Source organism: Pseudomonas sp. SP16.1 (assembly GCF_052682975.1).
In genome coordinates, this window is sequence record NZ_JBQYFZ010000001.1 from 950,603 (window position 1) to 976,714 (window position 26,112).

General features: G+C 65.6%; 26 protein-coding genes. 12 read left to right on the forward strand and 14 right to left on the reverse strand.

Features of this window, described 5'->3' with window-relative positions; genetic code table 11:
• Positions 1–15 precede the first annotated feature (15 nt).
• The 4 genes from ACUTAF_RS04760 to ACUTAF_RS04775 all read right to left on the reverse strand — a co-directional run bounded on the left by ACUTAF_RS04760 (position 16) and on the right by ACUTAF_RS04775 (position 3,618).
• The gene (locus tag ACUTAF_RS04760; RefSeq protein WP_445578895.1) at positions 16–804 is read right to left on the reverse strand and encodes an ABC transporter permease; all 789 of its coding nucleotides are present in this window, start codon (positions 802–804) and stop codon (positions 16–18) included.
• Complete coding sequence (locus tag ACUTAF_RS04765) at positions 791–1,633, reverse strand: ABC transporter permease (protein WP_445578896.1); 843 nt, start codon at positions 1,631–1,633, stop codon at positions 791–793. Before ACUTAF_RS04765 ends, ACUTAF_RS04760 begins: the two co-directional genes overlap by 14 nt.
• The gene (locus tag ACUTAF_RS04770) at positions 1,630–2,436 is read right to left on the reverse strand and encodes an alkaline phosphatase family protein (protein WP_445578897.1); all 807 of its coding nucleotides are present in this window, start codon (positions 2,434–2,436) and stop codon (positions 1,630–1,632) included. The genes ACUTAF_RS04765 and ACUTAF_RS04770 overlap by 4 nt, the downstream gene beginning before the upstream one ends.
• Before the next feature lie 123 nt (positions 2,437–2,559).
• Complete coding sequence (locus ACUTAF_RS04775) at positions 2,560–3,618, reverse strand: ABC transporter substrate-binding protein (RefSeq protein ID WP_445578898.1); 1,059 nt, start codon at positions 3,616–3,618, stop codon at positions 2,560–2,562.
• Positions 3,619–3,924: 306 nt separating this feature from the next.
• Here ACUTAF_RS04775 and ACUTAF_RS04780 point away from each other — a divergent pair, with 306 nt between their 5' ends.
• The 4 genes from ACUTAF_RS04780 (at position 3,925) to ACUTAF_RS04795 (ending at position 6,471) form a co-directional block, all read left to right on the forward strand.
• The gene (locus ACUTAF_RS04780) at positions 3,925–4,641 is read left to right on the forward strand and encodes a UTRA domain-containing protein (RefSeq protein ID WP_445578899.1); all 717 of its coding nucleotides are present in this window, start codon (positions 3,925–3,927) and stop codon (positions 4,639–4,641) included.
• Positions 4,642–4,830: 189 nt separating this feature from the next.
• Positions 4,831–5,205, forward strand: a complete 375-nt coding sequence (locus ACUTAF_RS04785; RefSeq protein ID WP_012017940.1) for a YciI family protein — start codon at positions 4,831–4,833, stop codon at positions 5,203–5,205.
• A gap of 34 nt (positions 5,206–5,239) precedes the next feature.
• Positions 5,240–6,022 carry a DUF899 domain-containing protein gene (locus ACUTAF_RS04790; RefSeq protein ID WP_445578900.1) on the forward strand — a complete coding sequence of 261 codons (783 nt, stop codon included), beginning with the start codon at positions 5,240–5,242 and terminating at the stop codon, positions 6,020–6,022.
• 26 nt (positions 6,023–6,048) lie between these two features.
• Positions 6,049–6,471, forward strand: a complete 423-nt coding sequence (locus tag ACUTAF_RS04795; RefSeq protein ID WP_445578901.1) for a YybH family protein — start codon at positions 6,049–6,051, stop codon at positions 6,469–6,471.
• A gap of 21 nt (positions 6,472–6,492) precedes the next feature.
• Here the strand turns inward: ACUTAF_RS04795 and ACUTAF_RS04800 are convergent, their stop codons facing one another.
• On the reverse strand, positions 6,493–7,032 hold the full coding sequence (locus ACUTAF_RS04800) for a tetratricopeptide repeat protein (protein WP_445578902.1): 540 nt from the start codon (positions 7,030–7,032) through the stop codon (positions 6,493–6,495).
• Positions 7,033–7,171: 139 nt separating this feature from the next.
• Here ACUTAF_RS04800 and ACUTAF_RS04805 point away from each other — a divergent pair, with 139 nt between their 5' ends.
• The gene (locus ACUTAF_RS04805) at positions 7,172–8,299 is read left to right on the forward strand and encodes a M14 family metallopeptidase (protein WP_445578903.1); all 1,128 of its coding nucleotides are present in this window, start codon (positions 7,172–7,174) and stop codon (positions 8,297–8,299) included.
• Between the two features lie 120 nt (positions 8,300–8,419).
• On the opposite strand, the gene ACUTAF_RS04810 is transcribed toward ACUTAF_RS04805, so the two are convergent.
• A complete protein-coding gene (locus ACUTAF_RS04810) occupies positions 8,420–9,664 on the reverse strand; it encodes an OprD family porin (protein WP_445578904.1) in 1,245 nt (414 codons plus the stop codon).
• Between the two features lie 565 nt (positions 9,665–10,229).
• Positions 10,230–10,688 (reverse strand): redox-sensitive transcriptional activator SoxR, encoded by a 459-nt coding sequence (gene soxR, locus ACUTAF_RS04815; protein WP_445578905.1) that lies wholly within the window; start codon positions 10,686–10,688, stop codon positions 10,230–10,232.
• 78 nt (positions 10,689–10,766) lie between these two features.
• Between soxR and ACUTAF_RS04820 the strand changes: the two genes are divergently transcribed.
• Positions 10,767–11,345 (forward strand): NADPH-dependent FMN reductase, encoded by a 579-nt coding sequence (locus ACUTAF_RS04820; RefSeq protein ID WP_445578906.1) that lies wholly within the window; start codon positions 10,767–10,769, stop codon positions 11,343–11,345.
• Between the two features lie 185 nt (positions 11,346–11,530).
• Here the strand turns inward: ACUTAF_RS04820 and gcvT are convergent, their stop codons facing one another.
• The 5 genes from gcvT to gcvH form a co-directional block, all read right to left on the reverse strand.
• Entirely contained in the window at positions 11,531–12,655 is a 1,125-nt protein-coding gene (gcvT, locus tag ACUTAF_RS04825; protein WP_445578907.1) for a glycine cleavage system aminomethyltransferase GcvT, read from the reverse strand.
• Between the two features lie 150 nt (positions 12,656–12,805).
• Positions 12,806–14,182: an L-serine ammonia-lyase gene (locus ACUTAF_RS04830; protein ID WP_445578908.1), complete on the reverse strand. Its 1,377-nt coding sequence runs from the start codon at positions 14,180–14,182 to the stop codon at positions 12,806–12,808.
• Positions 14,183–14,248: 66 nt separating this feature from the next.
• Positions 14,249–15,505: a serine hydroxymethyltransferase gene (glyA, locus tag ACUTAF_RS04835; RefSeq protein ID WP_445578909.1), complete on the reverse strand. Its 1,257-nt coding sequence runs from the start codon at positions 15,503–15,505 to the stop codon at positions 14,249–14,251.
• Positions 15,506–15,671: 166 nt separating this feature from the next.
• Positions 15,672–18,524 (reverse strand): aminomethyl-transferring glycine dehydrogenase, encoded by a 2,853-nt coding sequence (gene gcvP / locus ACUTAF_RS04840; protein ID WP_445578910.1) that lies wholly within the window; start codon positions 18,522–18,524, stop codon positions 15,672–15,674.
• A 9-nt stretch (positions 18,525–18,533) separates the two neighbouring features.
• On the reverse strand, positions 18,534–18,917 hold the full coding sequence (gene gcvH / locus ACUTAF_RS04845; protein ID WP_445578911.1) for a glycine cleavage system protein GcvH: 384 nt from the start codon (positions 18,915–18,917) through the stop codon (positions 18,534–18,536).
• A gap of 362 nt (positions 18,918–19,279) precedes the next feature.
• On the opposite strand from gcvH, the gene sodC reads away from it, so the two are divergent.
• Positions 19,280–19,831 carry a superoxide dismutase [Cu-Zn] SodC gene (sodC, locus tag ACUTAF_RS04850; protein ID WP_445578912.1) on the forward strand — a complete coding sequence of 184 codons (552 nt, stop codon included), beginning with the start codon at positions 19,280–19,282 and terminating at the stop codon, positions 19,829–19,831.
• Between the two features lie 143 nt (positions 19,832–19,974).
• On the opposite strand, the gene ACUTAF_RS04855 is transcribed toward sodC, so the two are convergent.
• Positions 19,975–21,495 (reverse strand): sigma-54-dependent transcriptional regulator, encoded by a 1,521-nt coding sequence (locus tag ACUTAF_RS04855; RefSeq protein ID WP_445578913.1) that lies wholly within the window; start codon positions 21,493–21,495, stop codon positions 19,975–19,977.
• A gap of 73 nt (positions 21,496–21,568) precedes the next feature.
• Between ACUTAF_RS04855 and ACUTAF_RS04860 the strand changes: the two genes are divergently transcribed.
• Positions 21,569–21,766 (forward strand): hypothetical protein, encoded by a 198-nt coding sequence (locus ACUTAF_RS04860; RefSeq protein WP_445578914.1) that lies wholly within the window; start codon positions 21,569–21,571, stop codon positions 21,764–21,766.
• A gap of 208 nt (positions 21,767–21,974) precedes the next feature.
• Here ACUTAF_RS04860 and ACUTAF_RS04865 read toward each other — a convergent pair whose 3' ends face one another.
• Positions 21,975–22,673 (reverse strand): endonuclease, encoded by a 699-nt coding sequence (locus tag ACUTAF_RS04865; RefSeq protein ID WP_445578915.1) that lies wholly within the window; start codon positions 22,671–22,673, stop codon positions 21,975–21,977.
• A gap of 573 nt (positions 22,674–23,246) precedes the next feature.
• On the opposite strand from ACUTAF_RS04865, the gene ACUTAF_RS04870 reads away from it, so the two are divergent.
• The 4 genes from ACUTAF_RS04870 to tnpC all read left to right on the forward strand — a co-directional run bounded on the left by ACUTAF_RS04870 (position 23,247) and on the right by tnpC (position 26,109).
• On the forward strand, positions 23,247–23,837 hold the full coding sequence (locus ACUTAF_RS04870) for a tyrosine-type recombinase/integrase (RefSeq protein ID WP_445578916.1): 591 nt from the start codon (positions 23,247–23,249) through the stop codon (positions 23,835–23,837).
• Positions 23,838–23,850: 13 nt separating this feature from the next.
• Positions 23,851–24,168, forward strand: a complete 318-nt coding sequence (gene tnpA, locus ACUTAF_RS04875) for an IS66-like element accessory protein TnpA (protein ID WP_003284819.1) — start codon at positions 23,851–23,853, stop codon at positions 24,166–24,168.
• Complete coding sequence (gene tnpB, locus ACUTAF_RS04880) at positions 24,165–24,500, forward strand: IS66 family insertion sequence element accessory protein TnpB (RefSeq protein WP_010562499.1); 336 nt, start codon at positions 24,165–24,167, stop codon at positions 24,498–24,500. Before tnpA ends, tnpB begins: the two co-directional genes overlap by 4 nt.
• Before the next feature lie 61 nt (positions 24,501–24,561).
• Positions 24,562–26,109 (forward strand): IS66 family transposase, encoded by a 1,548-nt coding sequence (gene tnpC / locus ACUTAF_RS04885; RefSeq protein WP_445578482.1) that lies wholly within the window; start codon positions 24,562–24,564, stop codon positions 26,107–26,109.
• Positions 26,110–26,112: the final 3 nt, after the last annotated feature.

The following is a 26,112-nucleotide window of genomic DNA, read 5'->3' on the forward strand; positions in this document are numbered from 1 at the left end:
CCAGCAAGCCGGCTCCTAGGCCTTGTTCAGGCGATTGGCCGCCCAGGTCATCAGCAGCACGAACATGAAATAGGAAATCACCAGGGCGCTGGTGAAATGGCCGCTGTCGTTGCGCATGTTGTACAGGTACACCTGCAGCGTCTCGTAGCGGCTGCCCACCAGCAGGTTGGCGAAGACGAACTCGCCGAACAGGAAACTGAAGGACAGGAACACCGAGACCATCAGGCCCTTGCGCAGATTCGGCAGCACCACCATAAAGGCCGCGCGCCAGGTGCTGGCGCCGAGCAGGTGGGCGGCGTCCATCAGGTCGCGCAGGTTGATGGCCTGCAAATTGTTGCTGATGGCGCGGTACATGAAGGGCAGGGCGATGGTGAAGAAAGTGCCGATCAGAATCCACGGCGTGCCGAGGATCGGCAGCGGGCCGGCGGCGAACAGCTGCATCAGGCCCACCGAGGACACCACCGGGGGGATGGCGAACGGCAGCAGGATCAGCACGTTCATCACGGCGTCCAGCCTGGGGAAGTGGTAGTTGACCACGAACAGCAGCGGCAGGATCAGCGCCAGCGCCAGCGCCAGGGCAGCGAAGCACACCAGCAGCGAGCGGCCGAAGGCGGCGAGAAAGCGCGCGTCGCTCCACAGCGCGACATACCACTTGAAGGTCAGTCCGCTGGGCAGGATGGTCGCCGACCAGCTGGTGGACAGCGAATAGACCAGGGTGCCGAGCAGCGGCAGCAGCAGGATCAGGAACAGCAGGTAGACCACCAGCTGGTGGAACAGCGGCGAGCGTTTTTCAGCGGGCGACATGGTAGCTCCGGCGCAGCAGCCATTGATGAACGATGGTGATCAGGGTCATCAGGCCGACCAGCACCATGGCCAGGGCGCTGGCCATGTTCGGGTCGAGGAAGATGTCGCCGGAGACCATCGCCGCGATACGGATCGGCAGGATGTTGAAGTTGCCGGTGGTCAGCGCATAGACCGTGGCGTAGGCGCCCAGGGCGTTGGCCAGGAGGATGACGAAAGTGCCGAGCAGCGCCGGGGTCAGCACCGGCAGGCCGATGTGCCGCCAGAACTGCCAGGTGCTGGCGCCCAATAGCTCGGCCGACTCGCGCCAGTCCTCGCGCAGGGCGTCGAAGGCCGGGTAGAGCAGCAGCACGCCGAGGGGAATCTGAAAGTAGGTGTAGAGGACGATCAGGCCGGTCTTGGAGTAGAGGTTGAAGTCCTCGATCACGCCCATCTGCTTGAGCAGGATGGTCAGCGCGCCGTTGAAGCCGAGCAGGATGATGAAGGCGAAGGCCAGCGGCACCCCGGAGAAGTTGCTGGTCATGTTGGAGAAGGCCATGACGAAGTCGCGCAGGCGGCTGCTGACCTGGCGCAGCGAGTAGCTGCCGATGATGGCGATGACGATGCCCAGCAGGCTCGACCAGAAGGCCACCTCCAGGCTGTGGCGCATGGCCTGGCGGTAGAAGGCCGAGGCGAACGCCTGCTGGAAATTGCCCAGGCCCCAGCCTTCGGCGGTGTTCAGGCTGTTGCTCGCCACCCAGGCCAACGGCGCGATCTGGAAGGCGAAGAAGAACAGGGCGAAGGGCAGCAGGCACAGCAGTGCCCAGCCCTTGCTGGAAATGGACGACTTCATGCAAGCAGCTCCCGGCACCAGGGTTTGTCGTGGGCCGCGCCGAGCAGCTGGCAGATGGTGCCGCACAGCTCGGTCTGCTGCGGACGGGCCGCCGGATCGAGGCTAAAGGCGCTGCCCAGTACGATCAGCGGCACTTCGCGCTCTTCCGGCAGCAGGCCGTTGTGGCTGTGGTCGGCGTTCATGCCATGGTCGGCGGTTACCAGGATCTGGTATCCGGCGTCGAGCCAGGGCTGGATATAGTCGGCCAGCAGCACGTCGGCACGGCGCGCGGCGTTGCGGTACTGCGGGCTATCGAGGCCATGCTTGTGGCCGGCGTCGTCGATGTTCATCGGGTGCACCAGCAGCAGGTTGGGGTTATGGCGCTGGCGCAGGCTGTCGGCATCGGCGAATAGGTGCGAATCCGGGTAATGGTCGGCGTAATAGAAGTGGCCGTGCTGGATCGGCAGCGTCATATCGCTGGTATGGCGATCGCGGGCGGCGACGAAGGGCGCGCGGTTGTACAGCTCGCTGACCCAGTGATAGGCCGCGGCGGCGGTGCTCAGGCCGGCGTCACGGGCGTAGTGGAAGATGCTGCGCTGATTCGACAGGCGCACCACATCGTTATTGACGATGCCGCTGTCGATGGGGGCAACGCCAGTGAGGATGCATTCGTAGAGCGGGCGGGACAGTGCCGGCAGTGCGCAATCGAGCTTGTACAGCGCGGCGCGCCCGGCCTGGCAGTAAGCCAACAGGTGGCCCAGCGCATGCTGGGCCACCTGATAGCTCAGGCCATCCAGTACCACCAGGATGACGTTGTGCTTCATGGGTTTCTCTCGTTCGGTCGTAGCTCGGATGCAATCCGGGTTCCGTTCAGATTTGGCAGGGCGTGGTGCCTTTCACCCTCTCCCCCGGCCCCTCTCCCGTAAACGGGAGAGGGGAGGTGGGCATCAATTCATATTGATGATCACGTGCTCCTGCCACAGGCGCGGCAGGGCCTTGGAGGTGGCCTCCCAGGCAGCGGCGTCCTTGATCGGCTGGACCTTGGCGTATTGCTCCTGCGGCAGCAGCTTGGCCTGTACCTCGGCCGGCAGCTCGATATGCTCGGCGCGGATCGGTCGTGCATTGCCCTTGGCCAGGTTGATCTGCCCGGCGTCGCTGAGGATGTATTCGCGGGTCAGCTTGGCGGCGTTGGGGTTCTTCGCCCACTTGTTGATGATGGTGCTGTAGCCGGAGATCACCGAACCGTCGGACGGGATCAGCACCTCGAAGCGCTCGGGGTCGATCTGGTCGCGGTAGGACAGGCCATTGAAGTCCCAGACGATGCCGACTTCCACTTCGCCCTTCTCCAGGGTCTGGATGGTCGGGTTGGCCAGCGACAGGCGGCCCTGCTTGGCCAGTTCGCCGTAGAACTCCAGCGCCGGCTGCACGTTGCTCTCGTTGCCGCCCATGGCGATGGCGGCGGCCAGCACGCCGTTGACCGCCTGCGCGGCGGTGCTCACGTCGCCGGCGGAGACCTTGTAGGTGCCGGTCTTGAGGTCGGCCCAGGAATGCGGGATGTCCTTGACCAGCTGCTTGTTGACGATGAAGGCGATGGAGCCGGTGTAGGCTAGCATCCAGTGGCCGTCCTGATCCTTGGCCCAGGCCGGAATCTGCTCCCAGGTGCTCGGCTTGTACGGCTGGGTCACGCCCTGCTGCACGGCGATGGGGCCGAAGGCGGCGCCGACGTCGCCGATATCGGCGGTGGCGTTTTCCTTCTCGGCGGCGAACTTGGCGATTTCCTGCGCCGAGCTCATGTCGGTGTCCTGGTGCTTGAGGCCATAGAGCTTGGCCAGATCGGCCCAGGTATCCTTCCAGTTGGCCCAGCTGTCGGGCATGCCCACGCTGTTCACCGCGCCCTCGGCGCGTGCAGCCTGTTCCAGTGCCTGCAAGTCGGTGCCTTCGGCCATGGCCGAGGTCGCCAGGGCGATGGCCGAGCCCATCAATGAAGCCAGCAGCAGTTGTTTCATCGGAAACTCCTTTGCATGAGAGTGTTGGTCTAGATCAGCAATACCCGAGCCAATCTAAGCGCGTTGAGTGACAGTTTTATGTCCAGCCAGTGGCGGCAGATGCCCAGGGGTGTCCGGCTGGCGCGCTCCACAAGCGTAGACCAGCGGCCGTTTTCGCGGGCTGGAGGGCGAGCGAGCGGTGGCATGCGACATGCTCACGGTATGGCTGTCATCTAACGGTCATCTAGACTACCTAGGCTCGCGAGCCATATCGGTGAAGGATTTTTGCCCTGTTATGGGGCTGGACTAGTCCATGAGGGGAAATTGATGCGTGAAGAAGCGCCGCGGGCGGTGACCGTCATTTGCCGCGCGTTGCAGGAGCAGATCGACCGCGGCCTGTTGCCCTCCGGCAGCAAGTTGCCGGCCGAGCGTAAGCTCAGCGAGCTGTTCGATACCACCCGTATCACCCTGCGCGAGGCACTCGGCCAGTTGGAGGCGCAGGGCCTGGTCTATCGCGAGGAGCGCCGCGGCTGGTTCGTTTCGCCGGCGCGGGTGGCCTACAACCCGCTGGTGCGTACGCACTTCCACGCCATGGTCGCCGAACAGGGGCGAGTACCGGCCACCGAAGTGCTCAGCGCGCGGCTGGTGCCGGCCAGCGCGCAGATCTGCCAGGTGCTGGAGCTGCCGGCGCTGTCCAGTGTCTACCAGGTGTGCCGCGCGCGGCGCATCGACGGGCGCCTGGTGCTGTACGTCGAGCACTACCTCAACCCGGCCTACTTCCCCGGCATCCTCGAGTTCGACCTGACCCGCTCGCTCACCGACCTCTACGCCAGCGAATACGGCATTCACTACGGCCGGGTGCGTTTCGACATGGTGCCCACTGCGCTGCACGCCGAGGCGGCGGCCAGCCTCAGGGTGGCGCCGGGCAGCCCGGCGCTGCGCATCACCCGGGTCAACCGCGACCAGCACGGGCGCATCATCGACTGCGATCTGGAGTTCTGGCGCCACGACGCCATCCACGTCAGCGTCGAAGTGCCCGAGTAGGGTGCGCTGCGCGCCCTGAGGCTTCCGGCAGACTTCGAATCGCCAGGGCCGGGTGTAACCCGAAGAGGCTGGTGCGCACGGCGCACCCTACCGTTCGTCGGCTGCGACGATGTTTTTCCGGCCAATGTCGAAATGATCCTGACGCGTTCGACTATCCAGTACCCACCCGCCAAGGAACTGGAGCGCGCCATGAAATACCTTTGCCTCGTCTACGCCAACGAACAGGAGCTGCACAGCTCCCCCGACAGCCCGCATGACAGCGAGTGCTTCGCCTACGCCAACGCCGTACAGGAGAGCGGGCGCATGCTCGCCGCCGAAGCGCTGCAGTCGGTGCAGACCGCCACTACCGTGCGCATGCGCGGCGGCAAGCTGGCGATCACCGACGGCCCCTTCGCCGAAACCAAGGAGCAACTGGCCGGCTTCTACCTGGTGGAGGCGCGCGACCTCAACGAGGCGATTCAGCTCGCCGGGCACATTCCCGCCGCCCGCGTCGGCTGTGTTGAAGTACGCCCGGTGCGCGAACTGGATATCCAGCCGGCGCAACTGCAGGCCGGCCAGCACTGAGCCGCCATCGATCGCCATCGGCAGGAGAACCGCTATGGACCGCAGCTTTATCCCCGAGGTCGCCACGCGCGAGCAGTGGTTGGCGGCGCGCAAGGCATTGCTCGAGCAGGAAAAGGCCCTGACCCGGCAGCGCGACGCCCTCAACCGCGCCCGGCGGGCGCTACCCATGGTGCCGGTCGAGGCGGACTACCGCTTCGACGGCCCGCAGGGCGAGGTCGGGTTGGAGGCGCTGTTCGACGGGCGCAGCCAGCTGATCGTCTACCACTTCATGTACCACATGGACCGCGGCGAGGGCTGCGACGGCTGTTCCTGCCTGGTCGACAACATCGGCCACCAGTCCCACCTGCATGCACGCGACACCAACCTGGTGCTGGTCTCGCGCGCGCCGCTGGCCGATCTCGCGGCCTTCAAACGACGCATGGGCTGGACCCTGCCTTGGTACAGCTCCTATGGCAGTCGCTTCAACTACGACTATCACGCCACCACCGACGAGCAGGTCGCGCCGGTCGAATACAACTACCGCGACAAGGACGAACTCGAGCGCCTGGGCCTGACCTATCACATCCAGGGCGAGCAGCCCGGCGTCAGCGTGTTCCTGCGCGACGGCGGGCGGATCTACCACACCTATTCCTGTTATGGCCGCGGCCTGGAGATTCTGATGAGCAGCTTCCACTACCTCGACCTCACCCCCTTCGGCCGTGGCGAAGGCTGGGACGGCATGCCCGATCTCGATGGCAAGGGGCTCAACTGGACGCGCCTGCATGACGAGTACGAGCAAGCCGCGCCCGGCCACGACTGCTGTGCGCACAAGGCCTGAAGACAATAAGGAAGGAGAGCATCGACATGACTCAGCACGAACTGCAAGACGCGTTGAACAGCTGGACCGAGGCCTGCCGCAGCAAGGACGTGGCGCGCATCATGAGCCACTACGTGGAGGAGGTGGTGGCCTACGATGCCATCGGTCCCCTGCGTTTCCAGGGGCGCCCGGCGTACCAGGCGCATTGGCAGGCCTGCATGGAAATGTGCAGCGGTCCGGGCATGTTCGAGCCACATGAGCCAACATTCACCGCCGCGGGTGATCTTGGCGTGACGCACTACCTGCTGCACTGCGGCGGCACTAACGACAAGGGCGAGCTGGAAAGCTGCTGGATGCGCGTGACCCAGTGCCTGCGCCGCCAGGGCGGACGCTGGCTGATCTTCCACGAGCATTTCTCCGCCCCCTGCGACATGGCGAGCGGCAAGGCGCTGTTCGACCTGCAGCCCTGAGTCCAGGCCGCGTGCCGCGGTTTACTGCTGCCCCAGCGCCGCGCAGGAGGCCTGGTAGTTCTGCTTGCAGGCGCTCTGGTACAGGCGCCGCGCCTGGTCCGGGTCGCGCGGTACACCGCCTTCGCCGCGGTGATAGAGGTTGCCGAGAATGTGCTGGGCCATGGGGTTGCCGGCCGCCGCCGACTGGTTGAGGTACTTGAGCATGTCCTGCTGATTGGCGAACTCCGGGGCGTCGCGCCCGGTGTAGAGGTAAGCCAGGCTGACCGCAGCCATGGCGTGGCCCTTGTCCGCGGCCTGCTTCCACCAGTACTCGGCCTGCTTGAGGTTCTTCTCCGGTTGGCCGACGAAGTAGGCGCTGCCGAGCTGGAACTGGCTGTCCAGATCGCCCCGCTGGGCCTGCTGGCGCAGCGCATCCAGCGGCGCTGGCGGCGCCTGTTCCTGGCGGGCCGGCGGGTGTTCGGAGGCCGCTGGCATATCCGGCTCACGGCCGGCGCAGCCGGCCAGCAGCATCAGCGCGAACAGGGCGGGGAGCAGGGGAGGCGGGGCGATCGGGCGGTACATGCGTGGGGTTCTCCGGCGGTTTCGGCTCAGCTTGTTAGGCCGACCCTGGCTACCTTAGTTCGCCCGGGCCGGTCTGTCTGCCTTCACAGCGGCGCGCCGAGCTGCAATCCTGATGGCTGTTTCCGTTCACGAGGCAGCCATGAAGATCAGCGCGGATTTCGACAGCGGCAATATCCAGGTCATCGACGCCGGCGACCCGCAGTGCGTACTGCTGGCCCTGCGGCCGGACCTCAACAGCTATCACTTCCAATGGTTCCACTTTCGCGTGGAGGGCCTGCAGCCGGGCCGGCGCCACGTCTTCAGCCTGAGCAACGCCGGACAGTCGGCCTACAACCGCGCCTGGGACGGCTATCAGGCGGTGGCCAGCTACGATCAGCAGGACTGGTTTCGCCTGCCGACGCATTTCGCCGACGGCCAGTTGCACTTCGAGCTGCAGGCCGAGCGCGAGCAGGCCTGGTTCGCCTATTTCGAACCCTATCCACGGGCGCGCCACGAACGTCTGATCGCCCGGGCGCTGGAGTGCGGCGCCGAGCTGCTGGCCTGTGGCAAGAGCCTGGAGGGGCGTGATATCCAGCTGCTGCGCATCGGCCGCCAGGCGCAGGCGCCGCGCAAGCTGTGGATCATCGCCCAGCAGCATCCCGGCGAGCATATGGCCGAATGGTTCATGGAGGGGCTAATCGAGCGCCTGCAGGACCCGCACGATGCCGAGATGAGCGCGCTGCTGAGCCGGGCCGAGCTGTACTTGGTGCCGAACATGAACCCCGACGGGGCCTTCCGCGGCCACCTGCGCACCAACCATGCGGGGCAGGATCTCAACCGCGCCTGGCAGTCGGCCAGCGCCGAGCGCAGCCCCGAGGTGCTGTTCGTGCAGCAGCACATGCGGCGTATCGGCGTCGACCTGTTCCTGGATATCCATGGCGACGAGGAGATTCCCCACGTATTCACCGCCGGCTGCGAGGGCAACCCCGGCTATACGCCGCGCCTGGCCGCGCTGGAGGCGGACTTCCGCGAGCGCCTGGTGGCTGTCGGCGCCGAATTCCAGACTCGCTTCGGCTATCCACGCGACGAGCCCGGCCAGGCCAACCTGACCCTGGCCTGCAACGCCGTGGGCGAGGCCTTCGATTGCCTGTCGTTCACCATCGAAATGCCGTTCAAGGACCACGACGACAACCCGCAGCCGCGCACCGGCTGGAACGGCGCGCGCTCGAAGCAGCTGGGGCGTGACGTGCTGACGGTGCTGGCGCAGATGGTGGGCCAGCTGCGCTGAAGGGGGAGTGGGGGGCAGCGGCAAGCCGTTGGATCTGCAGGCAAAAAAAGCCCGTCGCAAGGACGGGCGGAAAGTGCCGTAAACACATGGAGACAATCGGACGCGCTGGCGCGTCGGGCGTTACAGGATCGACAGCGGGTAGTTGATGATCAGGCGGTTCTCGTCGGCGTCGGTGCCCACGTCGCGACGGACGCTGGAGTTGCGCCAGCGGATGCTCAGGTTCTTCAGGCTGCCTTCCTGGATGGTGTAGGCCAGTTCCGATTCGCGCGCCCATTCCTCGGCATCGGTGCGCCCGCCGGTGTGGATGTTGGAGCCGCTGGTGTAACGGTTCATCAGGGTCAGGCCGGGAATGCCGAGGCCGGCGAAGTTGTAGTCGTGGCGCAACTGCCAGGAGCGCTCCTCGGGGGCGTCGAAGCTGGCGGTGAAGCCGTCGTTGACCAGGCTGCCGCCGCTGGCGCCGTCGATGCGCAGGAACTTGGTGTCACCGCTCAGGCGCTGGTAGGAGAGGGTGAAGCTGTTGTTGCCGGTCTTGGCGTTGAGGCTGCCCTGGTAGACCTTGTTGTCCAGCTCGCCGGCCTTGGCCGCGCCTTCTTCCTTGCCGTCGAAGTAACCCAGGTTGGCGCCCAGCACCCAGTCGCCGACCGGCTGGCTGTGAGTCAGTTGGGCGAAGCTCTGCTTGTAGACGTCTTCCAGGCGTGCGTGCCAGACGCCGAGCATGCTGTTGTTGCCATTGAAGCGGTACTCGCCGCCGCCGAAGTTGAAATCGTCGCCCTCGACGCCGCCGAACGACATGTCTTCGCGGCTGGCATCGTTGCGCTGGCTGTTCTTCCAGAACTGGCCGCCATACAGGTTCAGGCCGTCGATCTCGCTGGAAGTGATCTGCGCGCCCTGGAAGGTCTGCGGCAGCGAGCGACCGTCGTCGGCGCGCAGGATCGGCAGCACGGCGAACCATTCGCCGACCTTCAGCTCGGTCTTGGAGAATCTCGCCTTGGCGGCTACCGCCAGGCGCCCGAATTCGTCCGCGGCATAGCCGTCGTCATGTACCGGTAGCAACTGGCTGCCGGTCGTGCCACGACCGCCGTCGAGCTTGAGCGAGAGCAGGCCGAGGGCATCGAGGCCGAAGCCGACGGTGCCCTGGGTGAAGCCCGAGCGCGCGTCGAGGATGAAACTCTGGGTCCACTCGGCTGCCTGGCTCTGGTCGTTGTTGGTGTGGTTGAGGAAGTTGCGGTTGAAGTAGTAGTTGCGCAGGCCCAGGGTGACCTTGGCGTCGTCGACGAAGCCGGCGGCGTGGCCGGCGGAGGGCAGGACGACAGCCAGCGCCGTGCTGCCGAGCAGCGCCAGAGGAAGGATGTTGCGTGCGGTCATTGTTGTTGTGCTCCCAGTTTTTGAACGAGCCATCCCCTGCCGGCCGGCTGGCGGCCCGCATGACGGGAGGGTGGTGGGTGCCCCGGCGGGGCGGCGGGCCGGCCTAGCGCGGCCGGCCATTGCCAGGGGCTGGGGTCAGCCTCCGGCGAATCCGGTGCTATGGCGTCTGGCGTCGGAGGCGCGCGCAGGTGCGAAGCGTTGCAGCGCTGGGGAAGAGGCGAGGATGTTCATGATTGGGTCCCGGTTCTTGTTGTTATACGTCGTCATACAACTTGCCGGATTATCGACAGGCTTTTCCCTGCTTGTCAACGCGGCTATAGACGAAAGTCGCAGGCTATCCGCGTCATTATCGGCTGAAATGTCCGGGATAAGAGGGTTTTGGCGCGGGGCCGCGCGTTGGCTGAGGGGCGGCGCTAGCCAGTGCTTTTGTATATGACGTGTGATGACTGCGAGAATTGAGATGCCGTACCCACGCAGATCGCCGTCCAGATACGGCCTTCCGGCCGGGCTTGTGGAGAGCCACAGGGCGATGAACTCGCAGGAAGTCGGCGCGACCGCCTCGCGATCAGTCGCGTTCGAGCAGACGCGGTCCGGCGCCCTGTTTGCCCAGCTCGTCGCAGGGGTTGCGCAACGGGCAATCCTGCATCGACAGGCAGCCGCAGCCGATGCAACCGGTGAGCTGGTCGCGCAGGCGGGTCAGCTGCTCGATGCGGGTATCCAGGTCGCGCTGCCACTGGGCGGACAGCTGCTGCCAGTCTGCCGCCGTAGGCGTGTGGTCGGCCGGCAGGCTGGCCAGCGCCGCGCCGATATCGGCCAGGGGAATGCCCAGGCGCTGTGCCACCTTGATGATCGCTACCCGGCGCAGCACCTCGCGCGGGTAGCGCCGTTGATTGCCGGCGTTGCGCTGGCTGTGGATCAGCCCCTTGGCCTCGTAGAAGTGCAGGGTGGAGACCGGCACGCCGCTGCGTTCGGCTACCTGGCCGACGCTCAACGGTCGCTCGATGCGGGAATGACAGGACGACATGGAAAATAGCCCTTGACCTTAAGTTAAGTTGAGGTTTTACCCTCGGTCACCTCGACTGACAAGCCCGAGGGCATTTCCATGCAGGACAGGATTCGACTGGTATTGATCTACGGTAGCGTGCGTGAGGGGCGTTTCTGCGACCAGGTGGTGGCCTGGGCGCGCGAGCAGATCGAGCAGCGCAGCGAGTTCGAGCTGAGCCTGGTCGACCCGGCCGCCATGTTCCGCCAGCCCGGCGAGTCGCCGGACGCCGGAGAGCAACGCCATCAGGCGCTGCAACAGTTGCTGCGCGCCGATGCCTTCCTGATCGTCACGCCGGAGTACAACCACGGCTACCCGGCGGCGCTCAAGCGCTTCATCGACGAAGTGCCGGCATCCTGGGAGGCGCGGCCGGTGGGTTTCGTCAGCTATGGCGGGGTGTCCGGCGGCCTGCGTGCGGTGGAGCAGCTGCGCCAGGTGCTGGTGGAAATGCACGCCATGACGGTGCGCGGTTCGGTGAGTTTCGCCAACGCCTGGGAGCAGTTCGACGAGCGCGGCCGGCTGCGCGAGGCGCGCCGCGCCAACTCGGCCATGGCGCATCTGCTGGTGCAGCTGAACTGGTGGGCGCAGACCCTGCGCGAGGGGCGAGCGCGGGTGGCCTACGAGCGGGTCAGGGGGTAGCAGCGTTAACGACGTAACCCGGAGGCAATCCGGGAGCTTCCGAGGGCATCCCCGGATTGCATGCGGGCTACGAGGCGGGGCTACGTGCGACGACTGTAGGAGCCTCGCCCCGAGGCGAAGCTTTGTGTCTATCGACGCATTCGCCGCGAGGCGCGGCTCCTACGGAGCATGGGCTACAGAGCGGGTCAGCCGCGGTAGTAGCGCTGCGGCACGAAGGGGGTCTTGGCCACCTTCATCGCCACGCGCTTGCCGCGCACGACGGCCCAGACTTCGCTGTCCATGGCGGCGTGGCTGGCCTTGACATAGCCCATGGCCACCGGCGCGCCGAGGGTCGGGCCGAAGCCGCCGCTGCACACCCGGCCGATCACCTGGCCGTCGGCGTCGACGATCTCGGCGCCCTCGCGCACCGGCACGCGCTCCTGCGGCAGCAGGCCGACACGCTTGCTCGGCACGCCATCGCGCTGCTGCTCGAAGATGCGCCCGGCACCCGGGAAGTTGCCGGCGCGCAGGCCGTCGAGACGGCGCACCTTGGAGATGGCCCACAGCAGGCTGGCCTCGATCGGCGTAGTGCTGGTGCTCATGTCGTGACCATACAGGCACAGGCCGGCTTCCAGGCGCAGCGAGTCGCGCGCGCCGAGACCGATGGCTTCGACTTCGGCTTCGGCCAGCAGGCTGCGCGCCAGGGCTTCGGCCTGCTCCACCGGCACCGAGATTTCGAAACCGTCTTCGCCGGTGTAGCCGCTGCGGCTGACGATGCACTCGCTGTCCAGCAGGCGCACGCGGGCGACCTGCATAAAGGTCATTTGGCGAACGTCCGGCGCCAGGCGGGCCAGCACGTCCACGGCCTTGGGGCCCTGCAGGGCGAGGAGGGCGCGCTGCTCGAACAGGCATTCGATCTGGCACTGCTCGCCGATCTGCTGCTTGAGGTGGGCCAGATCCTGGTCCTTGCAGGCGGCGTTGACCACCAGGTACAGGGTCTCGTCGCCGAGGTTGGCGACCATCAGGTCGTCGAGGATGCCGCCGTGCTCGTCGGTGAACATGGCGTAGCGCTGCAGGCCCACCGGCAGGTCGATGATGTCCACCGGCACCAGGGACTCCAGGGCGCGCGCGGCATGCTCGCCGCGCAGCAGGATCTGGCCCATGTGCGAGACGTCGAACAGGCCGGCGGCCTCGCGGGTGTGTTGGTGCTCCTTCATCACGCCCAGCGGGTACTGCACGGGCATGTCATAGCCGGCGAACGGCACCATGCGCGCGCCGAGCTCCAGGTGCAGGGCATGTAGCGGGGTTTTCGCCAGTGTTTCGGTGGTCATGCGCTTCTCCGTTGATTTCGTGGGTGGGGCGAATCTCGCCCCCTCTCCCTAGCCCTCTCCCCTAAGGGGGCGAGGGGATGGTCAGGTGTGGGCCGCAGCCTGTGCGGCGACCTCGCTTGTGCTCCTGCTCCCCGTTGCGGAGCGAGGCTGTCAGCACTCGATGATATTGACGGCCAGACCGCCGCGAGCGGTTTCCTTGTACTTGCTCTTCATGTCGGCGCCGGTCTGGCGCATGGTGCGGATCACCTTGTCGAGCGAGACGAAGTGCTGGCCGTCGCCGCGCAGGGCCATGCGCGCGGCGTTGATCGCCTTCACCGAGCCCATGGCGTTGCGCTCGATGCAGGGCACCTGGACCAGGCCGCCGATGGGGTCGCAGGTCAGGCCGAGGTTGTGCTCCATGCCGATCTCGGCGGCATTCTCGACCTGCTGCACGCTGCCGCCGAGCACTTCGCACAGGGCGCCGGCGGCCATCGAGCAGGCCACGCCGACTTCGCCCTGGCAGCCGACTTCGGCGCCGGAGATCGAGGCGTTCTCCTTGTACAGGATGCCGATGGCGGCGGCAGTGAGCAGAAAGCGCACCACGCCGTCTTCATTGGCACCGGGCACGAAGCGGGCGTAGTAGTGCAGCACCGCCGGCACGATGCCGGCCGCGCCGTTGGTCGGCGCGGTGACCACCCGGCCGCCGCTGGCGTTCTCCTCGTTCACCGCCAGGGCGTAGAGGTTGACCCAGTCGAGCACGCTGAGGGTGTCGCGCAGACAGGCTTCGGGGTGCTCGCTGAGCTGGCGGTGCAGCGCGGCGGCGCGGCGCTTGACCTTGAGCCCGCCGGGCATGATGCCCTCGTTGCGGCAGCCGGCGGTGACGCAGTCCTGCATCACCTGCCAGATGTGCAGCAGGCCGGCGCGGGTCTCGGCCTCCGGGCGCCAGGCCGCCTCGTTGGCCAGCATCAGCTGGCTGATCGACAGGTTGTGCGCGGCGCACTGGGCCAGCAGTTCCTTGCCGGTCTTGAACGGGTAGGCCAGCGCGGTCTTGTCCTCGACGATGCGGTCGGCACCGGCCGCCTGCTCGTCGACCACGAAGCCGCCGCCCACCGAGTAGTATTCGCGGGCGCGCAGCTGCAGGCCGGCGCCGTCGAAGGCACGGAAGATCATGCCGTTGGGATGGTAGTCCAGCGGCTTGCGGATCATCGCCAGGTGCTGCTTCTCGTGGAAGGCGATGGCCTTCTCGCCGAGCAGGTTGATCCGCCCGGCGCCGCGGATGGCGGCCAGGCGTGCCTCGATACCGCTGGTGTCGATGGTGTCCGGCTGCTCGCCCTCCAGGCCGAGCAGCACCGCCTTGTCGCTACCGTGGCCCTTGCCGGTGGCGCCGAGCGAGCCGTACAGCTCCACCTTGACCGAGTCGGTGGCAGCCAGCAGCTCGTCGCGCTTGAGTCCCTCGACGAAGCGCGCGGCGGCACGCATGGGGCCAACGGTATGCGAGCTGGACGGCCCGATGCCGATCTTGAATAGGTCGAAAACGCTCAGTGACATGTCGTACTCCTGGCGGCGCCGGTTGGCCCCTCCCCAGAACGGGGAGAGGGCCGGCGCCCGCCTTATTCAGTCAGCGTAGACCGGGAAGGTGGCGCAGAGGTCGGCGACCCGACCGCGGACCCGTTCGATCACGGCCGGGTTTTCCAGATCGTCGAGGATGTCGCAGATCCAGCCGGCCAGGGCGCGGCACTCGCCTTCCTTGAAGCCGCGAGTGGTCACCGCCGGGGTGCCGATGCGGATGCCGGAAGTGACGAACGGCGACTGCGGATCATTCGGCACGGCGTTCTTGTTCACCGTGATATGCGCCGCGCCCAGCGCGGCGTCGGCCGCCTTGCCGGTCAGGCCCTGCTTGACCAGGCTGATCAGCATCAGGTGGTTGTCGGTACCGCCGGAGACCACGTCATAGCCGCGTTCGACGAACACTTCGGCCATGCCGTGGGCGTTGTCGATCACCTGCTGCTGGTAGGCCTTGAAGCCCGGCTCCAGCGCTTCCTTGAAGCACACCGCCTTGGCCGCGATCACGTGCATCAGCGGGCCGCCCTGGGCGCCGGGGAACACCGCGGCATTGAGCTTCTTCTCGATCTCTTCGTTGGCCTTGGCCAGGATCAGGCCGCCACGCGGACCGCGCAGGGTCTTGTGGGTGGTTGTGGTGACCACATCGGCGAAGGGGATCGGGTTCGGGTACAGGCCGGCGGCGACCAGACCGGCGACATGGGCCATGTCGACGAACAGCAGCGCACCGACCTTGTCGGCGATGGCGCGGAAGCGGGCGAAGTCCAGCACCCGCGAGTAAGCCGAGAAACCGGCGACTATCATCTTCGGCTTGTGCTCGACGGCCAGGCGCTCGACTTCGTCGTAGTCGATCAGCCCGGTGGCGGTATCCAGACCGTACTGCACGGCGTTGTACAGCTTGCCCGAGGACGACACCTTGGCGCCGTGGGTCAGGTGGCCGCCGTGGGCCAGGCTCATGCCGAGGATGGTGTCGCCGGCGTTGAGCAGCGCCAGGTAGACGGCCGAGTTGGCCGAGGAACCGGAGTGCGGCTGGACGTTGGCGTAGTCGGCGCCGAACAGGGCCTTGGCGCGCTCGATGGCCAGCGCCTCGACCACATCGACATGCTCGCAGCCACCGTAGTAGCGCTTGCCCGGATAGCCCTCGGCGTACTTGTTGGTCAGGCCGCTACCCTGCGCCTGCATCACGCGCTGGCTGCAGTAGTTCTCCGAGGCGATCAGCTCGATATGGTCTTCCTGGCGCTTTTCCTCGGCCTGGATCGCGGCGAGCAGGGCGTCGTCATAGCCCTGCAGTTGGTCGTGCTTGCTGAACATGGTGAGGCCCTCTTTATTGTTTTTCGAGATGCACGCGGCCCGCCCCGGTGAGGGGAGCCGAACGGAAACTGAGTGGGTGTCTGTGAGGCTGCCTGTAGGAGCCGGCTTGCCGGCGAGGGCGGTTGCCGTGATCGCCAGCAAGCTGGCTCCTACCTATCTCGCAGTCTTACGCGTCCTGATACGCCTCGATGGACGGGCAGGCGCAGACCAGGTTGCGGTCGCCGTAGACGTTGTCCACGCGGCCGACCGGCGGCCAGTACTTGGCCTCGATCAGGCTCGCCACCGGGTACACGGCCTGCTCGCGGCTGTAGGCGTGGTGCCACTCGCCAACCAGTTCCAGGGCGGTGTGCGGGGCGTTCTTCAGCGGGTTGTCCTGACTGTCGAGGCGGCCCTGCTCGACCGCGCGGATTTCCTCGCGGATGGCGATCATGGCGTCGCAGAAGCGATCCAGCTCTTCCTTGGACTCGCTCTCGGTCGGCTCGATCATCAGGGTGCCGGCCACCGGGAAGGACATGGTCGGGGCGTGGAAGCCGAAGTCGATCAGGCGCTTGGCCACGTCGTCGACGCTGATGCCGCTGCTGTCCTTGAGCGGACGGATGTCGAGGATGCACTCGTGCGCCACCAGGCCGCCCTCACCGGAGTACAGCACCGGGTAGTGCTCTTCCAGGCGACGGGCGATGTAGTTGGCGTTGAGAATCGCCATCTGCGACGCGCGCTTGAGGCCGTCGCCGCCCATCATGGTGATGTACATCCAGGTGATCGGCAGGATGCTGGCGCTGCCGAACGGCGCGGCGCTGACCGCACCTTGCTTGCGCTCCATGTTGGCGTGGCCGGGCAGGAAGGGCGCCAGGTGCGACTTGACGCCGATCGGGCCGACGCCCGGGCCGCCACCGCCGTGAGGGATGCAGAAGGTCTTGTGCAGGTTCAGGTGCGACACGTCGCCGCCGAACTGGCCCGGGGCGCAGAGGCCGACCATGGCGTTCATGTTGGCGCCGTCGATGTAAACCTGGCCGCCGTTGGCGTGGATGATCTGGCAGATCTCGCGGATGCCTTCCTCGAACACACCGTGGGTGGACGGGTAGGTGATCATGATCGCAGCCAGGCGATCCTTGTGCTCTTCGGCCTTGGCCTTGAGATCAGCGATGTCGACGTTGCCGCGGGCGTCACAGGCGGTCACCACCACGCGCATGCCGGCCATGGAGGCGGTCGCCGGGTTGGTGCCGTGGGCCGATTGCGGAATCAGGCAGATATCGCGCTGATCGTCGCCACGGCTCAGATGGTAGGCGCGAATGGCCAGCAGGCCGGCGTACTCGCCCTGGGAGCCGGCGTTGGGCTGCAGCGACACGGCGTCGTAGCCGGTGGCGGCGCAGAGCATGGCTTCCAGCTCGCGGGTCAGCTGCGCGTAGCCGGCGGCCTGCTCGACCGGAGCGAAAGGATGCAGGTTGCCGAACTCCGGCCAGGTCACCGGGATCATCTCGCTGGCGGCGTTGAGCTTCATGGTGCAGGAGCCCAGCGGGATCATGCTGCGATCCAGGGCCAGGTCCTTGTCGGCCAGCTTGCGCAGGTAGCGCATCAGCTCGGTTTCGCTGTGGTAGCGGTTGAACACTTCGTGCTGCAGGATTGGCGACTGGCGCAGCAGGCCTTGTGGCAGGCGGCTGGCGATCTGCGCGGCCAGCTCGCCGACGGCAGGGGCGGCCTGCTCACCGGCGAACAGCGCCAGCAGCGCCTCGACGGCGGCCTGATCGGTGGTTTCGTCCAGCGACAGACCCAGACGCTCGGCGTCGATCTCGCGCAGGTTGATGCCGGCAGCACGGGCCTTGGCATGCAGCTCGGCGGTCTTGGCGCCGGTCTTGATGCTCAGGGTGTCGAAGAAGTGCTGCTGCTCGACGCCGTGGCCCAGCTTGCTCAGGCCCAGGGCGAGGATGGCGGTGAAGCTGTGCACGCGCTGGGCGATTTCGACCAGGCCTTTCGGGCCGTGGTACACGGCGTACATGCTGGCGATGTTGGCCAGCAGCACCTGCGCGGTACAGATGTTGCTGGTGGCCTTCTCGCGGCGGATGTGCTGCTCGCGGGTCTGCATGGCCAGGCGCAGGGCCGGCTTGCCGAAGCGGTCGACCGACATGCCGACCAGGCGGCCCGGCATGTCGCGCTTGAACGCGTCGCGGGTGGCGAAATAGGCGGCATGCGGGCCACCGAAGCCCAGCGGCACGCCGAAGCGCTGGGCGCTGCCCAGGGCGACATCGGCGCCGAACTCGCCCGGCGGGGTGAGCAGGGTCAGGGCCAGCAGGTCGGCGGCCACGGCCACCAGGGCACCCGCGGCATGGAAACGCTCGACCAGCGCGCGGTAGTCGAAGATGTCGCCGTTGCTGGCCGGGTACTGCAGCAGTGCGCCGAAGTAGGCGCCAGCGTCGGTGATGGCGGCTTCGTCGCCGACCTCGATCTCGATGCCCAGCGGCTCGGCACGGGTGCGCAGCACGTCGAGGGTCTGCGGGTGGCAGTGCTGGGAGGCGAAGAAGGTGTTGCTGGCCTTGTTCTTCGACAGGCGCTTGCAGAAGGTCATGGCCTCGGCGGCCGCGGTGGCCTCGTCGAGCAAGGAGGCGTTGGCGATCTGCATGCCGGTGAGGTCGCCGATCAGGGTCTGGAAGTTCAGCAGCGCTTCCAGGCGGCCCTGGGAAATCTCCGGCTGGTACGGGGTGTAGGCGGTGTACCAGGCCGGGTTTTCCAACAGGTTGCGCAGGATCGGGCTCGGCGTGTGGGTGCCGTAGTAACCCTGGCCGATGAAGTTCCTGAACTGCTGGTTCTTCGCGGCGATGGCCTTGATCCTGGCCAGGGCGTCGGCTTCCGACAGGCCCGGCTGCGCGCCGAGGATGCTGGTGCCCTTGATGCTCTCGGGGATCACGCTGTCGGTCAGCGCGTCGAGCGACTCGTAGCCGAGCAGTTGCAGCATGGCTGCGGTGTCGGCATCGCGCGGGCCGATATGGCGGGCGATGAATTCGTTCTGGGTATCGAGCTTGGTCATGGCGGTCACTCAGGCGTCGGCGTTGGCGTTCAACAGACGATCATAGCCGGCCTTGTCCAGCAGGTCGGCCAGCACCGCGTTGTCGGCCAGGCGCATGCGGAAGAACCAGGCCTTGTCCAGCGGCGACTCGTTGACCAGCTCCGGATTGGCCTCCAGGTCGGCGTTGATTTCGACGATCTCGCCGTCCAGCGGCATGACGATATTGCTGGCGGCCTTGACCGACTCCAGCACCGCCACTTCCTCGCCCTGGGCGTAGGACTTGGCTTCCGGCAGTTGCACATACACCACGTCGCCGAGCGCGTCCTGGGCGTAATGGGTGATGCCGACGGTAACCAGACCATCGTTGTCCAGACGCAGCCATTCGTGATCGGCGGTGAAACGCAACTCGCTCATGTCAACTCCTCAAGGGGCAAGGGTGCCCGCTTCTAGGCGGCGGGCAACAAGGGTGCCCACGCACTGGCGGGCAAGTTTGGGTAAACCTTTAGCAATGCCGGTGCCAATCCAGGAATATCTAATAAAAACAATGACTTAGTCGTATTCTCGATGGTTGTATACAGTCCACTGGAACGATATCGCTACGAATGTGGATGTCGTTTCTGGAAAAGTGGATGTCGCGCCAGGCGGGGCGCGGCTTTCGGCGGGTTGTTGCTGAATCGTTACGGTGGATCGATATCGATACGACGCGTTGGGGGAACCCGCTGCACTGGCCGGCGGTCGGTTACAGGGAGCATCTACTGCAAAGGAGAACGACTGCCATGAAACCCTGGATTCCCCTGGCTTTCGCGCTGTTCGGCATCGGTGCCGCGCAGGCCGGCGATACCGTCAGCGTGGTCATGGAGCAGGCCACCGAGACGGGCCCCGGCGCCTCGTTGGGCACCGTCAGTATCCGTCAGTCCGCCTACGGGTTGGTCTTCACTCCCCAGCTCAATGGGCTGGAGCCGGGCATCCATGGCTTTCACATCCATGTGGCGGCCAACTGCAACGCGGTCGAGGTGGACGACAAGCTGACCCCGGCAGGCGCCGCCGGCGGTCATTGGGACCCGAACAACGCCGGTCGTCATGGCTTCCCCTGGGAGGACGACGCCCACCTCGGCGATCTGCCGGCGCTCTACGTGGCGGCGGACGGTAGCGTCAGTCAACCGGTGTTGGCGCCCCGGCTGAAAGAACTGGAGGAACTGCATAACCGCGCGCTGATGATCCACGCCGGCGCCGACAACCACTCCGACCATCCGCAGCCCCTCGGCGGTGGCGGTGCACGGGTCGCCTGCGGGGTGATCAAGGTGCCGACCAGCTCTGCTCCGATCTAACCCGTCGCGGCCTGTCACGACAGGCCCGAGGTATCGGGGAACTCTGGGCTGGGTTGCCGCGCAACGAAACTTGCAGGTTCGTTAGCGCTTTCAGCATGCGCCCACCCTACAGGGGCGCGCGCTGCGTCTATGCAACCGCGTTTTTAGCGATTGCCCGGTATGCCGTACTTGCGCAGCCGCTTGGCGATGGCGGTATGCGAGGTGCCCAGGCGCGCGGCCAGCTGGCGACTGGACGGGTGGCTGGCGTAGAGCTTCTCCAGAAGCCCCTTCTCGTAGTCGTCCATGGCCTGTTCCAGGCTGCCGATCTCGCCTTCCACGCGTGGTGCCACTTCGGTCACGGCGATATCCAGATCGTCCACCTCCACCCAGTTGCTGTCGCAGATCGCGGCGGCGCGGAAGATCACGTTCTGCAGCTGGCGCACGTTGCCGGGCCAGCGGTTGGCCAACAGCGCGGGGAAGGTGACCGGTGCCAGACGGCAGGGCAGGCGTTGGATCTGCGCGCAGGCCTGGGCCATGAAATGCTGGGCCAGCAGCAGGATGTCCTGGCCGCGCTCGCGCAGCGGCGGCACCTCCAGGTTGAGCACGTTGAGGCGGTAGAACAGGTCTTCGCGGAAGCTGCCCTCGGCGACCATTTGCTCCAGGTCGCGGTGGGTGGCACTGAGGATGCGCACGTCCACCTTCACCTCGCGGTCGCCACCGACGCGACGAAAGCTGCCATCGCTGAGGAAGCGCAGCAGTTTGGCCTGCAGGTAGGGCGACATCTCGCCGATCTCGTCGAGGAACACCGTGCCCTGGTTGGCCAGCTCCAGCAGCCCTGGCTTGCCGCCGCGTTGCGCGCCGGTGAAGGCGCCGGGGGCGTAGCCGAACAGCTCGCTCTCGGCCAGATTTTCCGGCAGGGCGGCGCAGTTCAGCGCCAGAAACGGCGCGTTGCGGCGCACGCTGACCGCATGGCAGGCGCGAGCCACCAGCTCCTTGCCGGTGCCGGTCTCGCCATGGATCAGCAGCGGCGCATCGAGTGAGGCCACGCGCAGGGCACGGGCCTTGAGCGCACGGATCGGCGCCGATTCGCCGAGCAGCGAGTCGAAGCCCTCGGCATGATCGTGATGCAGCGCGGCCAGACGCTGGCCCATGCGGCTCGGCGCATAGAGCGTGAGCAGGCCGCCGGTCAGGCGCCCCTCTTCGGTGATCGGCTGGGCGTCGAGCAGCAGCGGCTGGCCGGCGAAATGCACCTCGCGCAGCGGCTGGTGGAAGCCGGCGGCGAGCAGCGACTGCTGCAGATCCTCATCGGCGAACAGCGTGGCGATGCTCTGCCCGGCAGGGGCGCTGCCGCACAGTTCGACCAGCGCCGGATTGGCCAGCAGCACGGTGGCGCGATCGTCCACCGCCAGCACCGGGTCGGGCATGGCGGCGAGCAGCGCATCGAGCTGCAGACGGCGGCGCTGGCCGGGCAGGATGTCCACCACCTGCACGCTCTGCACGCCATGCACCTGCAGCAGCGCGTCGCGCAGCTCGTCGAGCACCTCGGCGCTCAGGGTCGGCGCGTCGATATAGACGTTTGGCGGTACCATCTCCACCGCATCGAGGTTCAGATTGCGTCCGCCGAGCAGTGCCAGGACTTCCTGGGTGATGCCGACGCGGTCGATGAAACTGACGTGGATGCGCATTGACGAGGGCCGAAATGGGCGAACAGGCGGCGATTATGCCTGCTCCGCCCGGCATGAGGAAAAGGGCGACACCGTGAGCACAGAAAAACCGAGCCGCGCCGACTACCACCGCCAGCACCAGGCCCGCGCCGAAGCCGAGGCGCGGCGCCTGCTGGCGCGCAAGACCGAGCTGCAGGGGCGCTGGCTACCCTGGGTGGCGCAGGAGCTGTACCAGCTCAGCCCGCCGGAGTTCGCCAATATGGTGCGCCGCGAGTTGCAGCGGTTGGAATGAGTCCTGGATCGCGTGCGATCTGTAGGAGCTGCGCCCCGCGGCGAATGCAATCGCTCAAGCGAAATCGGGCCCAAAAGCTTCGCCCCGGGGCGGGGCTCCCACAGGTGTAGGGCGTACTGCGGCGCCCTGCTTCCTGCATCCATGCAGGGGGCGCGAAGCAGCACGCCGCGGTGCCTGAGCGCGACGGGCTCTCTGATCCGCTAATCCTTTAGCCGCGCCGAGGCGCACAGCTGCGCATATCCACCCTACCCACATGCGGATTGCCCCAGCCCATCACGCAGGCCACCTGCTGGTTGCGCTGCTGCTCCCAGGGCTTGACCGGGTAGGCCTTGCTCCAGGCCTCGTAGAGCTGGCGATCCTGCTTCGACAAACGCAGCCGGTAGCGCTCGGACATATAGAAATAGGTGCGGGCGATCATCCCGCGGATGGCCGGGCGCGGCATCACCTTGCGCGCCTTGAAGTCCACCACCGTCTGGCACCGGCCGTACTGATGCGGCGGCTGCGGCAGCCAGGCGAAGCTGTAGTTGCTGCGGTCGCCGTTCACCTCGCCGATGCTCGGCACCAGGTTGTGCAGGTCGGCCTCGGCCTCGCGGAACTGCGCATCGCTGGCGGTGCAGTTCTTGCGTCCGCCTTTCTGCCAGCACTGGCGCTGGTGGCCGATCACCCAGGCCGGGACTATGTGCTCCCACTCGATGCGCCGGGCGCGACTGGCATTCTTGCGCGGCGTATAGCCACAGGAACGCAGATCGACCCGGTTGCCGCTGTACTTGCAGCCGCAGTAGAACTCGGTGGACTGCTTGGCATACAGCGGCCAGGCCAGACGCTTGGCCTCGGCGAAGGTGGCGGGCGCGGCGTCGAGGGAGAGGGGGAGAAAACAGCACAGCAGAGGCAGTAGGCGTCGAATCATGGGGCGGCAGGGTAGCCCTCGCCGCTGCCGATGTGAAGATTAAAATCTTATGTTTTTCAAATACTTATATGATGGCGTAATGCTGTGATCAGCAGGCGGGAGGCATGGATCCCGGGCAGAAGTCGCGCTGGCAGCCGCGCCCCTTGGCGAATGGGCCGTGGCGCAAAGGCGTCGCCCCGAGGGGCTGCGAGCGGCGAGGGGATCTGCCATGGCTTCCCTCTGTCGCGCAGAACCGAAGCACGTCATCCTGGATTTGTCCGCTTGGCGAGCTGAAAATGCCCCCAGGGCTTCCGGCGTCCTGTGGCGCAGAGAACCCAGCCAAAAGAACAGAGGCTATCAGCTGTCGTTTTCCTTTGGCCTATCCAAGTACGATCAATAGCTTATGAAGCAAAGGAAAATCATCCACATTGATTGCGCATCCCGTCCCGGAGTGTTTTTTTGCGTTTCAATGAGGGCTGAATGGCGCGTCATCCGGGCGTGTTGTGTCCGTTGGCGTTCGCTGGTGTGCTGGCCCAGCGGAGAAAAAAGCGGGTATTTAAGCGGGGTTCGTAAACCGCTAGGAGGATACCCACCATGCCTTTGACTGATGTCCAGGTCCGCCAAGCAAGGCCCGGCCCCAAGCCCCGCAAACTCAGTGATGAGCGGGGGCTCTTCATTGAGATTCGCCCGAACGGGAACAAGCTCTGGCGCTACCGGTACAAGATAGGCGGAGTCGAGAACGTTTTTGCTATCGGCGAGTATCCTGAGGTGGGGCTTGCCGATGCCAGGGCGGAGCGAGATCGTGCTCGGGCTTTGGTAAAGCAGGGGCGGCACCCGGCCCATGTTCGCCGAATACAGCGAGTAAAGCAGCAGCTTGAGAATCAGTCCTCTTTCAAGGTGGTCGCTTTGGAATGGATCGCCACCAAGAGCAATGTCAGCGAGAGCTATCGCAACCAACTGACCAGGGCATTCACCAAGAACCTGTTTCCCTACGTTGGCCGTCTGCCAGTTCGAGAGGTCACTGCAGCCCAGCTATTGGAGTGTTTGCGGCGAATGGAGAGCAGGGGGGCGACGTTCTATGCGATCGCTCTGTGCAACGTAAGCGTCCAGCCAAGTCACCTTCCGAACTCCAGCATTAAGGGCGATGGTGTCCGCGTATTTTTAAGCGGACGCGTTCGTCCTTAACGTTAGGATTTCCATGCGCCAACGAAGCTCTTACCCCAAACCGTTCAAGGTCCAGGTCGTTCAGGAATGCCTACAACCGGGTGCGACCGTCTCCAGCGTTGCCATCCGCCATGGCATCAACGCCAACGTCATTCGAAAATGGCTACCGCTTTACCGAGATCAGCTACCCGCGGTGTTGCCGGCGTTCGTTCCATTGAGGGCTACGCCCAAACGGCCGACTGCAGCATCGGTGATTATTGAGCTATCGCTTGGCGAGCAGTCAGTCACAGTGAAATGGCCAGTGTCCGATCCTGACGGCTGCGCCCGCTTTGTCCGGGGGCTTGCCCCGTGATCCGCATCGATAGCATCTGGCTTGCCACTGAGCCGATGGACATGCGCGCCGGCACCGAGACCGCATTGGCCCGTGTAGTGGAGGTATTCGGTGCGGCGAAGCCGCACTGTGCTTATCTGTTCGCCAACCGCCGCGCCAACCGCATGAAAGTGTTGGTGCATGACGGTGTAGGGATCTGGCTGGCCGCGCGGCGATTGAACCAGGGCAAGTTTCACTGGCCAGGCATCCACCGCGGCTCGGAAGTTGAACTCGACACCGAGCAGCTTCAGGCTTTGGTGCTCGGTTTACCTTGGCAGCGGGTTGGTGCAGCCGGTGCGATCACAGTGCTGTAGCGACGGCCATTAGCCCATCGCTTTATCTGCGCTGATCGCCTGCTCTGGCACAATCAGCGGCATGACTTCCTTGCCCAATCTCGACCAACTGACACCTGAGCAACTGCGCGCACTCGCTGCGCAGTTGCTGTCGCAAGTCGACACGTTGGGTAAGACGGTTGAAACGATGGGCAAGAAGATCGACCGCGATCAAACCGTCATCGAGCAGCTCACCCATGAAATCGCCTGGTTCAAGCGACACAAGTTCGCCAAGCGTAGCGAGCAACTAAGCCCTGACCAGGGCAGCCTACTGGATGATTTGCTCGACACGGACATTGCCGCTATCGAGGCGGAACTGAAAACCCTCAATCCTCCGGCGGCTCCGGCTGAACCCCGCCAACAGCCCAAGCGCGCACCGCTGCCAGCCCAGTTTCCGCGTACTGTGATCCGTCACGAGCCGCAGAACACTCAATGCGCCTGCGGCTGCCAGCTGCAACGCATCGGCGAAGACATCAGCGAAAAGCTGGATTACACGCCGGGCGTGTTCACCGTCGAACAGCACGTGCGTGGCAAATGGGCCTGCCGTCAGTGCGAAACACTGATCCAGGCGCCGGTACCAGCCCAGGTGATCGACAAGGGCATCCCCACTGCCGGCCTGCTGGCTCACGTGATGGTGGCCAAATTTGCCGACCACCTGCCGCTGTATAGGCAAGAAAAGATTTTTGGGCGCGCTGGCCTGGCCATCGCCCGCTCGACGCTGGCGCAGTGGGTCGGACAAACCGGCGTACAGCTCCAACCATTGGTCGACGCCCTGCGCGAGGCGGTACTGGCGCAAGGCGTGATCCACGCCGACGAAACCCCCGTGCAAATGCTGGCCCCTGGCGAGAAGAAAACCCACCGGGCTTACGTCTGGGCATACTGCACCACACCCTTCGCCGACCTGAAGGCCGTGGTGTATGACTTCAGCCCCAGCCGGGCTGGTGAGCATGCGCGCAATTTTCTGGGTCAGTGGAGTGGCAAGCTGGTCTGCGACGACTTCGCCGGCTACAAGGCCAGCTTCGAGCAGGGCATCACCGAAATTGGCTGCATGGCCCACGCCCGCCGCAAATTTTTCGATCTGCACGCAGCGAACAAAAGCCAGTTAGCCGAACAGGCGCTGCACTCCATTGCCGGGCTGTATGAAATCGAGCGGCAAGCACGGCACATGAGCGATGAAGAACGCTGGCGAATACGCCAGGACAAGTCTTCACCGATCCTCGATGCGCTGCATGAATGGATGCTGGCCCAGCGTGATCGAGTGCCCAACGGATCAGCCACGGCGAAAGCCTTGGATTACAGCCTCAAACGCTGGCTGGCTCTGACTCGCTATGTCGAAGATGGCTCTGTGCCCATCGACAACAATCAGGTCGAGAACCAGATTCGACCATGGGCCCTTGGACGCTCGAACTGGCTGTTTGCCGGGTCGCTGCGCAGCGGCAAACGGGCGGCGGCGATCATGAGCCTGATCCAGTCGGCGCGCATGAATGGGCATGATCCGTACGCCTACCTGAAGGATGTGCTGATGCGGCTGCCGACACAGCGGGCCAGCGAGATTGGCCAACTACTGCCGCATCAATGGGCACCCGCCTGAATT

What these genes read in the sequence shown, in the direction of transcription:
- ACUTAF_RS04760 (WP_445578895.1), bottom strand. Translation starts at nt 804, where the DNA reads ATGTCGCCCGCTGAAAAACGCTCGCCGCTGTTCCACCAGCTGGTGGTC.
- ACUTAF_RS04765 (WP_445578896.1), bottom strand. Translation starts at nt 1,633, where the DNA reads ATGAAGTCGTCCATTTCCAGCAAGGGCTGGGCACTGCTGTGCCTGCTG.
- ACUTAF_RS04770 (WP_445578897.1), bottom strand. Translation starts at nt 2,436, where the DNA reads ATGAAGCACAACGTCATCCTGGTGGTACTGGATGGCCTGAGCTATCAG.
- ACUTAF_RS04775 (WP_445578898.1), bottom strand. Translation starts at nt 3,618, where the DNA reads ATGAAACAACTGCTGCTGGCTTCATTGATGGGCTCGGCCATCGCCCTG.
- ACUTAF_RS04780 (WP_445578899.1), top strand. Translation starts at nt 3,925, where the DNA reads ATGCGTGAAGAAGCGCCGCGGGCGGTGACCGTCATTTGCCGCGCGTTG.
- ACUTAF_RS04785 (WP_012017940.1), top strand. Translation starts at nt 4,831, where the DNA reads ATGAAATACCTTTGCCTCGTCTACGCCAACGAACAGGAGCTGCACAGC.
- ACUTAF_RS04790 (WP_445578900.1), top strand. Translation starts at nt 5,240, where the DNA reads ATGGACCGCAGCTTTATCCCCGAGGTCGCCACGCGCGAGCAGTGGTTG.
- ACUTAF_RS04795 (WP_445578901.1), top strand. Translation starts at nt 6,049, where the DNA reads ATGACTCAGCACGAACTGCAAGACGCGTTGAACAGCTGGACCGAGGCC.
- ACUTAF_RS04800 (WP_445578902.1), bottom strand. Translation starts at nt 7,032, where the DNA reads ATGTACCGCCCGATCGCCCCGCCTCCCCTGCTCCCCGCCCTGTTCGCG.
- ACUTAF_RS04805 (WP_445578903.1), top strand. Translation starts at nt 7,172, where the DNA reads ATGAAGATCAGCGCGGATTTCGACAGCGGCAATATCCAGGTCATCGAC.
- ACUTAF_RS04810 (WP_445578904.1), bottom strand. Translation starts at nt 9,664, where the DNA reads ATGACCGCACGCAACATCCTTCCTCTGGCGCTGCTCGGCAGCACGGCG.
- soxR (WP_445578905.1), bottom strand. Translation starts at nt 10,688, where the DNA reads ATGTCGTCCTGTCATTCCCGCATCGAGCGACCGTTGAGCGTCGGCCAG.
- ACUTAF_RS04820 (WP_445578906.1), top strand. Translation starts at nt 10,767, where the DNA reads ATGCAGGACAGGATTCGACTGGTATTGATCTACGGTAGCGTGCGTGAG.
- gcvT (WP_445578907.1), bottom strand. Translation starts at nt 12,655, where the DNA reads ATGACCACCGAAACACTGGCGAAAACCCCGCTACATGCCCTGCACCTG.
- ACUTAF_RS04830 (WP_445578908.1), bottom strand. Translation starts at nt 14,182, where the DNA reads ATGTCACTGAGCGTTTTCGACCTATTCAAGATCGGCATCGGGCCGTCC.
- glyA (WP_445578909.1), bottom strand. Translation starts at nt 15,505, where the DNA reads ATGTTCAGCAAGCACGACCAACTGCAGGGCTATGACGACGCCCTGCTC.
- gcvP (WP_445578910.1), bottom strand. Translation starts at nt 18,524, where the DNA reads ATGACCAAGCTCGATACCCAGAACGAATTCATCGCCCGCCATATCGGC.
- gcvH (WP_445578911.1), bottom strand. Translation starts at nt 18,917, where the DNA reads ATGAGCGAGTTGCGTTTCACCGCCGATCACGAATGGCTGCGTCTGGAC.
- sodC (WP_445578912.1), top strand. Translation starts at nt 19,280, where the DNA reads ATGAAACCCTGGATTCCCCTGGCTTTCGCGCTGTTCGGCATCGGTGCC.
- ACUTAF_RS04855 (WP_445578913.1), bottom strand. Translation starts at nt 21,495, where the DNA reads ATGCGCATCCACGTCAGTTTCATCGACCGCGTCGGCATCACCCAGGAA.
- ACUTAF_RS04865 (WP_445578915.1), bottom strand. Translation starts at nt 22,673, where the DNA reads ATGATTCGACGCCTACTGCCTCTGCTGTGCTGTTTTCTCCCCCTCTCC.
- ACUTAF_RS04870 (WP_445578916.1), top strand. Translation starts at nt 23,247, where the DNA reads ATGCCTTTGACTGATGTCCAGGTCCGCCAAGCAAGGCCCGGCCCCAAG.
- tnpA (WP_003284819.1), top strand. Translation starts at nt 23,851, where the DNA reads ATGCGCCAACGAAGCTCTTACCCCAAACCGTTCAAGGTCCAGGTCGTT.
- tnpC (WP_445578482.1), top strand. Translation starts at nt 24,562, where the DNA reads ATGACTTCCTTGCCCAATCTCGACCAACTGACACCTGAGCAACTGCGC.